This window comes from Parasedimentitalea marina (assembly GCF_004006175.1).
In the GTDB taxonomy this organism is placed as follows: domain Bacteria; phylum Pseudomonadota; class Alphaproteobacteria; order Rhodobacterales; family Rhodobacteraceae; genus Parasedimentitalea; species Parasedimentitalea marina.
Genome location: NZ_CP033219.1, coordinates 1,686,580 through 1,697,429 on the forward strand (window position 1 = coordinate 1,686,580; position 10,850 = coordinate 1,697,429).

Below are 10,850 nucleotides of genomic sequence, written 5' to 3' on the forward strand. Positions count from 1 at the left end.
ATTGTCCTTTCGATTAAGCGGCGGCGCTGACCGAGGAAATCAATTCCTCGTAATATTCACCCTCGCGGTGGGCCCGGAAAATCAAATGTTCCAGCGGTGCGGGAGGCTCAAAGTCAAAGTCGAGATAGAGCTTGCCCGCCTTCAGGGTGGTCTCGGTGTTCAGCTCCGGGTCCAGCCAACACTTGAAGCCCAGCAAGGCACCGACATTGACCATCTGTTGGCCAAAGCCCTGCACCCCGTCGCGGATGTCTTCAAAAAGCTGCGCCGACATGGGGCGGTCCATCGCCCAAAGATGCGCGGCCTCAATGCTTTCATAGATGATGTCGGCGGTGCGGCGCACGGACAGGAAAGCCCATTGGGCATCTGGCGTGGTGCTGCGGTTGCCCCAGAGGCGGAAGCCATCACGGCGAATGATTGTGGCCACCTCGGCCTCGTTCATCCGGTTAGCCTCGGTCTCGGTGGAACTGAGGTGGAAGCCGACGGGGCGCGTTGTGCCAGATATACCGTTGATCACCTGGTTGGACGGCGACCACCAGAAGCCGCGCTCGATGTCGCGTTTGGCGATCAACCCGGCCACATAAGCAGAGGCAGGGCGGGTGACATACGCGGCACTGACGGTGTCAAACACCGTGACGGCCGGATCCACAATGAACAACCGGTCAGAGCCCCAGTTGCCGCGCTCAGTTTTGGCGTCGGTCTCATCAGTGTTGGGGCCATCGGCAATGACCACAGCGCGGATCTTTTCCGCCACCGCGACCAGATTGGTGGTTACTGGATTGGCCGGGTCGCCCGGTATTGTGCTGGTAAAGCCAGGAGCGGCGAGAATGCGGGGTGTCAGATCCAGCTTGCTGCGCGAGGCTTCCAGCGCCCAGACGCCGGTAAACGCAGTGGCATCGCCGACAATATTGGCCAGGGTGGCGGCATCATCTGCGCCCTCGGCGACCCGGATGAACACGGCGACGCTGGCCCCTTGGGCATAGAGCGCCTCATAGGCATGTTTCAGAGTGCCGGCATCATTTAGCAGGGCGGCTTTGCGTGGACCTTCGACCAACACGGGCGTGTCCAGAGGAAAGATCGCCGCGTCGGCATCTGGTGCCGTTCCCACAATGCCAATGACCGAACTTTTGGCGGTGGAAATGGGGCGGATACCATCGTCAATCTGGACGACTTCCACCCCGTGAAGAAACTGTTCGGGCATGATTACGCCCCTCCGTTGATCTGAGTTTGGGCCTCGTTAAAGGCTGTTTCTGCCAGGGCTTTTGCATTCCCAAGCACGGTTTGGATTTGCGCCTCGATGTCGACTGCATCCTCCGCAATGGCGGCGATGGCGGCCTTGGTCTCGGCTTCAAGAGCGCCGATCAGCAGGGCAATCTGGCGATAGGCAGAGGCCTTGGCGTTGATCTCCGCCAGCAGTGCCTCCGAGGTGATGCCACGGGCTGCAGCCTCGCGGTCAATCATCGCTAGTTCTGCAGGTGCTGCACTGGCTGGATCGCGGGCGATCTCTTCCTTGAAGCGGTATTCCGCAAGCTTGCCCGGCGAGGCACTGGAAATCTGGGCGCGATAGGCGTTGGTGAACACTGCCACTTCCGTGCGCGCGCCTTGTTTAACCGCGGCACTGATGACGGGTGCCGGAACGCCCGCATCCTGGGCCGATGCCACAGACCAGTTGTAGTAGGGCTGGCCGTTGTGTTCGAAACTGATGGTCAGGGTCATGAGCTGCATTCCTTACAAGCTGGTTAGATTGGTGGCGATAAGGGTGCGGATGCTGGCCGGATCAGTTGCGGCGGCGACGTCCTGTATCCAGCGCCCTGCCACCGGGCCAGTGCCGCCGTTGAGGTTGGAGACACTCAGCGCGCAAAACACATCGTTGTTGATGACGCATTGATCGGACCCGACAGGCAAGTCGATCTGACAATTGCTCAAGCGCAGGGTCATGTTGCCCCGCGAGCGGAACATGCCTTTGTCGGTGACGCCAGCCCCGGCGGTGACGGCCTCAAACTGGATTTCCTGGCACTCGAAATAGCAGTTGCTATGGAGCGAGGACAAATCGGCGGTGCTGGCCGTATCCCCTTCCGAGGTGCCTGCAAATGTCACCTTAGCCCGACCGCCTCCCGTGACCTGGGCCTTGAACGCAACGCTCTGCTGTTTAAAATCCACCCGCTTGGAGACGTGATAATCCGTCAGGAAATAGACCGTCAGCAACCCGCCCATGGGCGTCATATTGGCAGCCTTCTGGAGAGTCAGAAACGGGCTGGCCTCACTGCCGTCATTGGCATCATCACCCGCGACCTGATCCACATAAAAGGTGCGGTTGATATTTGGGAAGGCCGCCAGGGCAGCGGCCAAAGACGCGTCAATCACGGCATTCTTACCTTGGTAAGCTGCCGCCAAGTCAGTGATCGCCGTGATGGCTGCAGTCATTTGTTCGGTTGTGGTCATTGGGATCTCCTCAATAGCTGCCGGTCAGAGCGCGCAGGAGCTCGGACTGGTTGAATTGTTCAAGGTGCAGGGTGGCGTGGCTGTAGGCGGTGGCGACGGTCAGATCGAACAGCGCATCGTCGGGCGCGTCGATGATCACCAATCCCTCGGCGATCTGGCTAAAGCTCAGGATGTGCTCGGCGATATGGGTAACCACACCAACCGTGAAGGGTTGGAAATCACTTCCTGCCCAGAGGAAAATCAGATTACCTTCGCTGTCGAAGAACCCCATTTCACGGGCATCAAATACCGGATCGCCTGGGGCGAACTCGGCCGTTATGCGCCAGGCGTTGCTGTCAACGATGTGGCGCTTGGTAATCGCCACGCGGGTCCGTTCATTGCGCAAGCCAATCTGGCCGTGGCCCGGATCGTAACTGGCCCCGTTGGCATCGCCGATTGCCACTTCGGTGATAGCCACCTGAGTGCCAGATCCGGCGGCGGCGTTGATCAGTGAGACGCCAATGTCAGTTAAAAGTGTTTGGGTCATCAGGCGACCGCCCTTTCTGTAATGAGGTGAGTGACGCGCGAAAGTGATTTGGGGCGCAGGGCACTGCGCAGGCAAAGCCCGGTGCTCAAGGTATTGGCGCGCGCCGCTGGATCGTGTGTGTCCTCGGATCTCCGGGTCATGCGGATCGATGCCCGCAAGGAAACCGCGCTTACCAATTCAGATGGCCGGGGGATTGGATCACTGGCCACGATCAGGTGCTGGGTGGATCGCGCGCCGGTGCGCAATGCAACAGTGGCGCCCACGCTTTGGCCGATCCGCAGCTCGTAATGGGCGCTGGCAGGTTTCACATTGTCCAGGACACGGGACAGGGTGGCAAAGAGCGCCTGGTCGATCTGCAATCCAGCCCCAAGAATATCATCGCCAAACGCGTCAACGCGGAAGGTATGGGCCGCGCCGCCGTATTCAAACCACTCCGAGATGTCGGTTCTAAAGCCAAGGCTGGCCAAGACACGGCGCACGGCCCCGCGTGTGCCTTTGACCCGGTGAACGGCAATGCTTTGCCGGATTGTGTCGCGCTTCTCAGCCTCTGACCAGGCAGCGCCCCAAACGTCGACCGAGAAGGCCCAGGCGAGCCAACCCAACAGCGGCGCGGGGCAGGTATCCGGGTTCATGAGTGTGGCGACCGCCGTCAGATCCGGCTTGGACTTGCCGATGGCCTGTTCAAGCGCGCGCTCTAGTGCGGTGCTGTTTGGGGGCAGGATGGTGGGCAGGTCAGACATTGGTGCCCCCCAAGCTCAAGGCGGGCGCAATGGGGCAATAAGCGGCCTCAGTGTCGCCGACCACGATGTCGGCCAGCGGCTCGGTCAGGTTCACTTTTTGAACGCCGGGCTGGTGCAGGGCGCTGTAGATCCCCGACAGAGTGATATCAAAGCCAAGGCGGTTTTGTTCGGTGATGTAGGTGGCAATGGCGGCCTGCGCGGCGTCCAGGACCGTGTCGCTGTCGGGGCCGCTAAACAGCACCAACTCGGCGGTGATCTGATAGGGAATGAGAGTTGCAGCCTGAACCACGACCTGGTCCGTCAGGGGCCGCACGTCTTCACCGTTTAAGACGGTTTCAACGGCGTTTAAAACGCTGTTTGACGGTGTGCCGTCGTTGTCATGCGACAGCACGGTTACCGTCACCTGGCCGGGGATCTCAGAAATAACAGAGACGTCTTTGATCTCGCCAGAGGCCGAGCGCGCCCAAAAGATATAAGAGCCGCGCGGTCCCGCCGTGGAATGCCCTTCCAGCGAAAGTTGCACCCGCTGGCGCAAGGCGTCGTCGCTTTCCATGATCTGCGCAATGGGAGGTGAGACGCTGTCGTCAGCCTCTTGTGCCACCAGGCGCACGACACCCCAATAAGCCGCCAACCCATCCAGATCGGTGCCGGTGCTGAGTGCCAGCATATTGGCCCGCGCACCGTCGTTGAATTCCAGACGGTCCAACATGCGATGATAAGCACAGACTCGCAGCAGCTTGGTGACCGGTTCGCTTTCCAGTGCCAGGTACGGCTCCAGTTCGGGCATCTGGATGATGGCCTCGGCCTTCATTTCCGCCAACAAGGTTTCATAGGCGACGGTCTGGATCACCTCGGGGGCAGGCAGCTTGGACAGGTCAATCGGGGTAAAGCCGCTCATTGGGTTGCGCCTTCAGTGTCGAGGCTCAATGGCATTGAGATCTCAAGGCCGTCGGCGTCGGTCAGTGCAAACTCGGCGTAGCCTGCGCCGGTGTTTACCAGCTCAATACGCGCCAGCTCGATACGCGGTTCCCACAGGTCCAGCGCCTCGGCCGTGGCCATGTAGGCGTCGATCATGGTTTCGCCATTCAAGGGCTGGTCGATGATGTTTGGCAGATCCGAGCCATAGCTGCGCTGCATCACCAGTGACCCCTTGGGCGTGGTGAGGATGTCGTGGATCGACTGCGCCAGATGCGCCGCGCCACTGAGCTGTCGCCCGCTATGTCGATCCATTCCACTCATGTTTTGGCTTTGGCCTTTTTGGGAGTGGCTGTCTTGGCAGGCTCATTGTCCTGGTCCGTTTTGAGACGGACGTTTTCATAGCGCGCCTGGTCCTTGGTCAGCGATAGAGTGTCGCCTGCTTTGCAGCGCTGACCGGCCACCCAGCCTGCGGCGGTGACGGTGTACTCATGCTTTGAGATCACTGGTTTCTTGCTCATTTGTTTGGCTCTCCTGTGTCGGCCCCGCCTAGGGCAATTCCGTTGTGGGTGTGGTGCACAAGGCTGACACCGCTGGCGATCACATCGCCGGTCACTTCAATGTCGCCATTCACAATCATCTTGCCGCCGCCCAGATTGATCATCGGCACGCCGCCGTCCGAGCTTGGGGCGTTTCCAGCAAAGACCGAGCAAAGGATTGTTGCCTGGGCCATGTCCCCAGACGGGGCCCCAACCATCACCTGTTCGCCGACACTGGGCATCCACCAGAATTGAATGGCACCGGCGCTAAGCTGTCCCACCTGGATCAGCGGCGTGGTCAGATCGCCGATTTTCACCTTGGCGGCCGAGCTGCCAGGATCGACAGACACAACAGTGCCAATCTGCAGGACGTTGCCCAGTCGGCGGTCGGTTTCAGAGGCGTTCAAAGTCATGAGGTTGGCTCTCCGACTTGGGTGTAGCCGGTGACATTGTCGGTGCCGATCGCTGGCGACTGCGCCACATACAATTCGGCTCCCAAGGGCGCTGCCTCAACTGTGTGGAACGTCACCGGCTGGCCCCAGGTTACGGCCCAGAGTGACGAGGTGATGTCCTTTGCGCCGCTCGACACCAGGGTGTGCATGTGAACGCCTTGGGCTGCTCCCAGTGCGGGTTCCCCCCAGCGCTTGCCCGGAATAAGGGTCAACAAGGCCTGGCAGATATTGGCGGCGGCAAGGTCACGCGGTGCGCCGAGACCGTCGCGGGTCACCACATAGGCAGCCATCGACAGTACAAAGCTATGAGCTGCATCGCTGCGAGTGACCCCAGGCTTTGCGCCCAAGGTGGAAATCAGAACTGCAGGGGCGGGCAGGCCACTTTTCTTCAGCTCTTCCAGTGAGAATTTCCCGGCGTGGGGTTTGCAGGTTTTCAATTCGGGAAGCCGCAATTTAACGGCGTCACATACCGATTGTGGCAACCGCGCCAGGACTTGGTCGATATCGCTCATTGCAACAGCTCCGTCAGGCGGCCGGTCACAAGGTCGGAAATATCCAGCTCGTCTTCAGCCGAGACACCCAGATAGGGGCGCGCGGGCACACCGCTGCCGATTTCGTCACCGCCAAATTGGTGATGCGCCGCATAGACCAGGTTAGACCCCACATGAGCGGCGGTGCCGGTTGCATAGCTCTGGATACTGTCCAGCAGATCGCCGTCGCTGACCAACAGGGAATGGCGGTCATGATCGCGGGTGTCGTCATAGGCCTCAGACCAGGGCGTCCAGGCTGCGCCGTCCGGATCAATCTTGGTTTCAAAACGACGCCGTGTTGAGCTTTCCAGCAGTGCACCGGCCTCGTCAGCCAGTTGCGCCATGTCAAAACCGGCCAAAGCCCCAAGTTTGCGGATGGCATCGTCCAGGCCAAGGGTGGTCAAAGATGCGGTGACGCCAGTCATATTAAGTGTCCTACCGCTTTGCTACTTGAGGACATGTCAGAGCCCCTTCATTTTTTCGCGGGTGAACTCGCGCGGCGGACCACCCGCAACAATCGGGCGGGGGCGGGATGGTTCCGATGGGGCTTCGCTGTCGCCGTCAGTTGCGGCCGTCAGAACCAAAGTCGCAGTGCCTTTGGCGATTTTTTCCAGATGCTTGATCGCGTCCTCATAGCGCTGGCGGTGCTCTTCCGAGAGCACATCGCGCGATGACGCCAGCCGATAGATCGCGATATCAACGCAGAACTGCACCAGCAGATCCGGATTTTCACCGAGAGGCAGGGTGTAACGGACCGCCAGATAGCTGTCGATTTCACCGGACGCTGAGGCCAGCGCCCGTGTGATGGCATCCACGTCAGGCACACCGTCGCCATCCCGGTCCGCCACATAAAGCGCGTCCTCGGAATACAGCGTGACAATGTCTGACTGGGTTGCGTAGGCCATCGGTTTCTCTTGTGGTTTTTCGGGTTTGAAAAAAGGTCCGGAGCTATGGGGCTCCCCATTCGCAGTGCTCCGGTACCGCGAAGGATCATCGTTCCCCAGGTATTGGGTTAGGCGTCAGGTTCTGGTGCCTTGAAGTCTTCCGCCAGCATGTGGTCCCAGATCCCATTGCGTTCACTTGCGGTGATCTTTCCCAGGTCGTCGCCCAACAGATCGTTCAAGGCGTCGACCTTGGGCTTGCCGTCTTTTTGGTAGTCGGCAGCCGCCAGGGAGCGGATGCCTTCTGCGATTTGTTCGGCCCGTGCCTCGGCCCGGCTTTCGTCATCATCCGAGGCCGGTGTGACGCGCAGCATTGGCTCGTCCTTCAGCCGTTCAAGCTGCTCTTCAGAGAAGCTTTTAGGGTCGACGATGACGCCGCTCTTGGGAAAGAACTTGCCGCACCGGTGGAAACCAGCGGCGGGAACGGCGGCGATTTTGATCATGGCTACTTTGCCCATGGGTCTGCCTTTCAAAGAAAATGGAATGGTTGCGGAGGCGGGATTTGAACCCGCGACCTCCAGCTTATGAGGCTGGCGAGCTACCGCTGCTCTACTCCGCTACGCGTGGCCTCAGGCGGCCCAGTCGGTGTCGAGAACATCGACCGCGTTGTAGTTGGCGTTCGACGCACCGCCTTCACCCAGCATGACTTTGACTGTCTTGTTGGCTTGTGAGCGCAGTTTCGGCCCAACAACCAGCAGGCCGGGTTTGATCCCCAGAGGGCGGCCGTTGATGTCACGCAAGCTGCGCATGTTCTCGATGGCCGCGTCCAGGCTGTCACCGTCCAGGGCGACATTGGAGGCATAAGCCATCTGCCACAGACCAAAGCCGACGTTTGAGCGCGCATCGACCCCGTAGAGGAATTCCTTGTTGTGGAAAACGTGGTCGGACACTTTCGGGTCCACATGCGCGATGAACTCAGGCTTTTTGCGTTCCTGGTAGATCATTGGCTTTAGCGGTCGACTCACATCCAGCAGATACCACCAGGGGTTTCCGACGGCACCTGAGGCATCGACATTGGACGCAACGGTGTCAGCGCCGGTGTTGTCATGAGACGGGTGATCCGTGTCAAAGAAGTATTGGCCATCGTAACACAGCTCGGTGACACCCTTTGCCAGCAGGCCAAAGGTCAGGTCATCAGGTTGTTGGCCTGCGCTGTGACCCATTTCCTGAAACAACGGCCCGTAAATGCCGAGGTTGTCGTCTTCAATATCGTTGCGATCAACACCAACAGTCGATTCAAAATCCTTGTTGGTGATGGAATAGCCGTGGGCTGCCATATCTTTGACAACGCGGGGCCCAACCCATTCCCGCATTTTGGGGAACTTGCCGAGCCAGCCATAGGTCTCGGACTTGGACGATGACGGCACGATGGTGGCGACTTTGGTAAAGTCGGCTTCCGGGCGGATCGCGCTGAAGGCGTCCTGAAAGTGCTTTTTATACCCAACTTGAAGGGCGGCGATAGCGGCTGCTGTGACCATCATGGCAGGTTACTCCTTTGACTTCGCGTCGGCGAATTCAGCTTCGGTGAAGCCAAGGACGCGGCAGGCTGCTTGCTCCTCGGCAGACAGGGCGGTGCCACCTTTGGTGGGGTCCTTGGTGTCTAGGTCAGACTTGCCCGCAATCACCGGGCTGGCGTCGACAAAGGCTGCAAAGGAAGCAAGACCACCCTCGGCGCGACAGGATGCCGTGTGGTAGTCGCGACTACCTGGTGCGATCTTGCCCGCCTCAACAGCGGCGTCGACGGCGGCGGTGATCGCCGCGTCTTTACGGGTCTGTTCGTCGCCCTCAAAGCCGCGAATACGGTTCATCGCCAGATCATAGTCGGCCTTGGGCACGAAACTTGAGCTGTCAGGGTGTTCGGCGCGGTTGCGGGCCGTAGCCTCATCCGACTTGAGCTTGTTGATTGCGGTCAACACATCAGTGTCAGACGCGCCATCCTTCAAACCCAGCGCCTCTAGGGCGGTTTTATCCATGGGGTGATCCTCCTGTTCGCCTGCTCGATTGAGGGCGGTAAGTTGAAAGTTTGGTTGATTGGTCAGGCCAACAGAGACCATTTTGGAAATCTCGCGTGTCTGGCGGCCGTAGTTGAACACCGGGCTGGCATAGCGATAGGCGCGGGACGCCACGGCCTCCCGGCCTGCGTCCAGCCAGTCGATCTTGCCCCAGAGGGCGCTGTTGCGGGCTTCCATGTCCGTCAGCCAGCCAACTGCAGGGGCAGGTTCGCCCTTGGCCCCTTTTTCCTGGGTGGAATGCTCAAAGTCGACGGGCAGGTCGCCGCCGTTGTTTCGAAACGCGGTGACCACGGCTTGTGGGTCGCTCAGTTTCCACTGGCGACCGTCCCGGCTATCGAGATCCGGACCCGCCGGAGTGAGCTGGACCCACTCGGGGGCAGCACCGCCTTCGGTATTCAGCGCAAGCGCGATGGATTGGATGGAATTGGTCAATGTCATGGGGCGACAATGCCCCGCCAAATGCGGGCTTACTTCCCTGACAACTGTCGGGAGCAATTCTGCAGGGCGGGGCAGAGAAAAGAGCAGCGCGATTTAAGGGCCGCTGAGTGCAATTTTCGCCTAAACGCTACAACCACCCGGAAAATATCGCAAGCGCCACACAGACCCGTTTAAGTGGTGTTTAAATTTGATCCTGGTTGCCAGCTGTGGGGGCGATTTGTCTACATCAGTGAGATTGGAGGATAAATCGTATGAAAACCAGTTTCAGTGGGTTAAATGTTGTCGTCAATACAAATGCAAAACCGCTTAACCTCTTGGTATGTTCTTTTTGCTTTTTTTTGATCGGATTTGTGTCGAAAGGCTCACCCATTTTTTTGTTGGAGGTTTCCATCTACGGTTTCTCAACCAAACATATGCTGCCCAACAAATCGGGATGGCCCCTATTAGGAACGCCCATATAGGTTTCATCTCGCTTGCAATGCCCTTGATCCATTGCCAATCGGTGATGTTAACCTGAATTTCGTCTTCAAAAGTCTTCAGGGTAAAAGGTGCTCCGTCATCAACGTGTATAAAAACTGTGAGTAAGAGTATTTCAGCGCCATTCGTTTTGGTCCCCGTGACCGTCCATTGCCAGACGGTCGGTGAGAGATCAGAAATACGCTGTCGAGCCTCCCCTAATGGTTTGACTGTAAGCCCTGCGGTTCCTTTCAAAACAACTGACATTTCTGGCGTGACTTTTGCAAATCCAGTTATTGACTCTCCCGACAAAGCAGGGGGGAGAACCGGAGCAGCCTCAGATGCCAAGTTTAGCTTTAGTACGACGGTCTCGGGGGCGCCGCGCCACAATTTGGTAATCCTATTGTAGATGAACTGACCATCGGTCAGGCTGGGCAAAACCCTTTTTAAGTTGACCACATCCAGACATGCAGCTTCAAACTGAGGCCAGGATTTGTTGTGATCGCAAGGCGCATACCGCAAAGCTTTTCGCGCAGCTTGGCTTGGTAGATCGAACACGTTAGGCGAGTTGTGACCCAGAGTACCAGTTGATCCCATAGCACCTCCAAATCCACCAGGTGACTTGAACGCCCCATGTAGGGAAACAAAAGTTGATGCAAGCCCGAAACCAATAAAAAAGACTGCAAAGAAAACAAGAATCCTGTTGATGTTCCGCCTCATGCCGCATTTCCTATCAGGAATAATACTTCTCAATTATTTTGATCTGGCCAGGATTTTCTTTCCTTAAGCTACCTATGATAGCATAATTTACCTCACAGGGGTCAAATTGCTGGGTGAATATTTCCGCTCATTTCGGTGTAAT

16 protein-coding genes and 1 tRNA gene are annotated in these 10,850 nt (G+C 58.3%); all 17 read right to left on the reverse strand.

What is annotated here, in order from left to right:
• Positions 1 to 13: 13 nt before the first annotated feature.
• The 17 genes from EBB79_RS08125 to EBB79_RS08205 all read right to left on the reverse strand — a co-directional run bounded on the left by EBB79_RS08125 (position 14) and on the right by EBB79_RS08205 (position 10,708).
• Complete coding sequence (locus EBB79_RS08125) at positions 14 to 1,198, reverse strand: phage tail sheath subtilisin-like domain-containing protein (protein ID WP_127748442.1); 1,185 nt, start codon at positions 1,196 to 1,198, stop codon at positions 14 to 16.
• 2 nt (positions 1,199 to 1,200) lie between these two features.
• Positions 1,201 to 1,713 carry a hypothetical protein gene (locus EBB79_RS08130; protein ID WP_127748443.1) on the reverse strand — a complete coding sequence of 171 codons (513 nt, stop codon included), beginning with the start codon at positions 1,711 to 1,713 and terminating at the stop codon, positions 1,201 to 1,203.
• A gap of 12 nt (positions 1,714 to 1,725) precedes the next feature.
• Positions 1,726 to 2,439, reverse strand: a complete 714-nt coding sequence (locus EBB79_RS08135; protein ID WP_127748444.1) for a hypothetical protein — start codon at positions 2,437 to 2,439, stop codon at positions 1,726 to 1,728.
• Positions 2,440 to 2,449: 10 nt separating this feature from the next.
• Positions 2,450 to 2,965, reverse strand: coding sequence for a phage tail-collar fiber domain-containing protein (locus EBB79_RS08140; protein ID WP_127748445.1), 516 nt, complete (start codon positions 2,963 to 2,965; stop codon positions 2,450 to 2,452).
• Positions 2,965 to 3,705 (reverse strand): phage tail protein I, encoded by a 741-nt coding sequence (locus EBB79_RS08145; protein WP_127748446.1) that lies wholly within the window; start codon positions 3,703 to 3,705, stop codon positions 2,965 to 2,967. Before EBB79_RS08145 ends, EBB79_RS08140 begins: the two co-directional genes overlap by 1 nt.
• Positions 3,698 to 4,603 (reverse strand): baseplate assembly protein, encoded by a 906-nt coding sequence (locus EBB79_RS08150; protein WP_127748447.1) that lies wholly within the window; start codon positions 4,601 to 4,603, stop codon positions 3,698 to 3,700. The genes EBB79_RS08145 and EBB79_RS08150 overlap by 8 nt, the downstream gene beginning before the upstream one ends.
• Entirely contained in the window at positions 4,600 to 4,935 is a 336-nt protein-coding gene (locus EBB79_RS08155; RefSeq protein ID WP_202977647.1) for a GPW/gp25 family protein, read from the reverse strand. The genes EBB79_RS08150 and EBB79_RS08155 overlap by 4 nt, the downstream gene beginning before the upstream one ends.
• 5 nt (positions 4,936 to 4,940) lie before the next feature.
• Positions 4,941 to 5,141 (reverse strand): hypothetical protein, encoded by a 201-nt coding sequence (locus tag EBB79_RS08160; protein ID WP_127748449.1) that lies wholly within the window; start codon positions 5,139 to 5,141, stop codon positions 4,941 to 4,943.
• Positions 5,138 to 5,572 (reverse strand): phage baseplate assembly protein V, encoded by a 435-nt coding sequence (locus EBB79_RS08165; protein ID WP_127748450.1) that lies wholly within the window; start codon positions 5,570 to 5,572, stop codon positions 5,138 to 5,140. The genes EBB79_RS08160 and EBB79_RS08165 overlap by 4 nt, the downstream gene beginning before the upstream one ends.
• The gene (locus EBB79_RS08170) at positions 5,569 to 6,123 is read right to left on the reverse strand and encodes a hypothetical protein (RefSeq protein ID WP_127748451.1); all 555 of its coding nucleotides are present in this window, start codon (positions 6,121 to 6,123) and stop codon (positions 5,569 to 5,571) included. Before EBB79_RS08170 ends, EBB79_RS08165 begins: the two co-directional genes overlap by 4 nt.
• Positions 6,120 to 6,566: a phage virion morphogenesis protein gene (locus tag EBB79_RS08175; RefSeq protein ID WP_127748452.1), complete on the reverse strand. Its 447-nt coding sequence runs from the start codon at positions 6,564 to 6,566 to the stop codon at positions 6,120 to 6,122. Before EBB79_RS08175 ends, EBB79_RS08170 begins: the two co-directional genes overlap by 4 nt.
• Before the next feature lie 36 nt (positions 6,567 to 6,602).
• Positions 6,603 to 7,046: a gp436 family protein gene (locus tag EBB79_RS08180; protein WP_127748453.1), complete on the reverse strand. Its 444-nt coding sequence runs from the start codon at positions 7,044 to 7,046 to the stop codon at positions 6,603 to 6,605.
• Between the two features lie 107 nt (positions 7,047 to 7,153).
• The gene (locus tag EBB79_RS08185; protein ID WP_127748454.1) at positions 7,154 to 7,540 is read right to left on the reverse strand and encodes a hypothetical protein; all 387 of its coding nucleotides are present in this window, start codon (positions 7,538 to 7,540) and stop codon (positions 7,154 to 7,156) included.
• A 26-nt stretch (positions 7,541 to 7,566) separates the two neighbouring features.
• Positions 7,567 to 7,641: transfer RNA gene (locus EBB79_RS08190), tRNA-Met, on the reverse strand.
• A gap of 10 nt (positions 7,642 to 7,651) precedes the next feature.
• A complete protein-coding gene (locus EBB79_RS08195; protein WP_127748455.1) occupies positions 7,652 to 8,563 on the reverse strand; it encodes a Mu-like prophage major head subunit gpT family protein in 912 nt (303 codons plus the stop codon).
• 6 nt (positions 8,564 to 8,569) lie between these two features.
• Positions 8,570 to 9,532, reverse strand: coding sequence for a phage protease (locus tag EBB79_RS08200; RefSeq protein ID WP_127748456.1), 963 nt, complete (start codon positions 9,530 to 9,532; stop codon positions 8,570 to 8,572).
• A gap of 306 nt (positions 9,533 to 9,838) precedes the next feature.
• On the reverse strand, positions 9,839 to 10,708 hold the full coding sequence (locus EBB79_RS08205; protein WP_127748457.1) for a hypothetical protein: 870 nt from the start codon (positions 10,706 to 10,708) through the stop codon (positions 9,839 to 9,841).
• Positions 10,709 to 10,850 lie beyond the last annotated feature (142 nt).

Bases quoted from the DNA above. Each gene is read 5' to 3' on its own strand.
- EBB79_RS08160 (WP_127748449.1), bottom strand. From the start codon at position 5,141: ATGAGCAAGAAACCAGTGATCTCAAAGCATGAGTACACCGTCACCGCC.
- EBB79_RS08195 (WP_127748455.1), bottom strand. From the start codon at position 8,563: ATGATGGTCACAGCAGCCGCTATCGCCGCCCTTCAAGTTGGGTATAAA.
- EBB79_RS08165 (WP_127748450.1), bottom strand. From the start codon at position 5,572: ATGACTTTGAACGCCTCTGAAACCGACCGCCGACTGGGCAACGTCCTG.
- EBB79_RS08185 (WP_127748454.1), bottom strand. From the start codon at position 7,540: ATGGGCAAAGTAGCCATGATCAAAATCGCCGCCGTTCCCGCCGCTGGT.
- EBB79_RS08180 (WP_127748453.1), bottom strand. From the start codon at position 7,046: ATGGCCTACGCAACCCAGTCAGACATTGTCACGCTGTATTCCGAGGAC.
- EBB79_RS08175 (WP_127748452.1), bottom strand. From the start codon at position 6,566: ATGACTGGCGTCACCGCATCTTTGACCACCCTTGGCCTGGACGATGCC.
- EBB79_RS08205 (WP_127748457.1), bottom strand. From the start codon at position 10,708: ATGAGGCGGAACATCAACAGGATTCTTGTTTTCTTTGCAGTCTTTTTT.
- EBB79_RS08155 (WP_202977647.1), bottom strand. From the start codon at position 4,935: ATGGATCGACATAGCGGGCGACAGCTCAGTGGCGCGGCGCATCTGGCG.
- EBB79_RS08135 (WP_127748444.1), bottom strand. From the start codon at position 2,439: ATGACCACAACCGAACAAATGACTGCAGCCATCACGGCGATCACTGAC.
- EBB79_RS08140 (WP_127748445.1), bottom strand. From the start codon at position 2,965: ATGACCCAAACACTTTTAACTGACATTGGCGTCTCACTGATCAACGCC.
- EBB79_RS08125 (WP_127748442.1), bottom strand. From the start codon at position 1,198: ATGCCCGAACAGTTTCTTCACGGGGTGGAAGTCGTCCAGATTGACGAT.
- EBB79_RS08170 (WP_127748451.1), bottom strand. From the start codon at position 6,123: ATGAGCGATATCGACCAAGTCCTGGCGCGGTTGCCACAATCGGTATGT.
- EBB79_RS08130 (WP_127748443.1), bottom strand. From the start codon at position 1,713: ATGACCCTGACCATCAGTTTCGAACACAACGGCCAGCCCTACTACAAC.
- EBB79_RS08150 (WP_127748447.1), bottom strand. From the start codon at position 4,603: ATGAGCGGCTTTACCCCGATTGACCTGTCCAAGCTGCCTGCCCCCGAG.
- EBB79_RS08200 (WP_127748456.1), bottom strand. From the start codon at position 9,532: ATGACATTGACCAATTCCATCCAATCCATCGCGCTTGCGCTGAATACC.
- EBB79_RS08145 (WP_127748446.1), bottom strand. From the start codon at position 3,705: ATGTCTGACCTGCCCACCATCCTGCCCCCAAACAGCACCGCACTAGAG.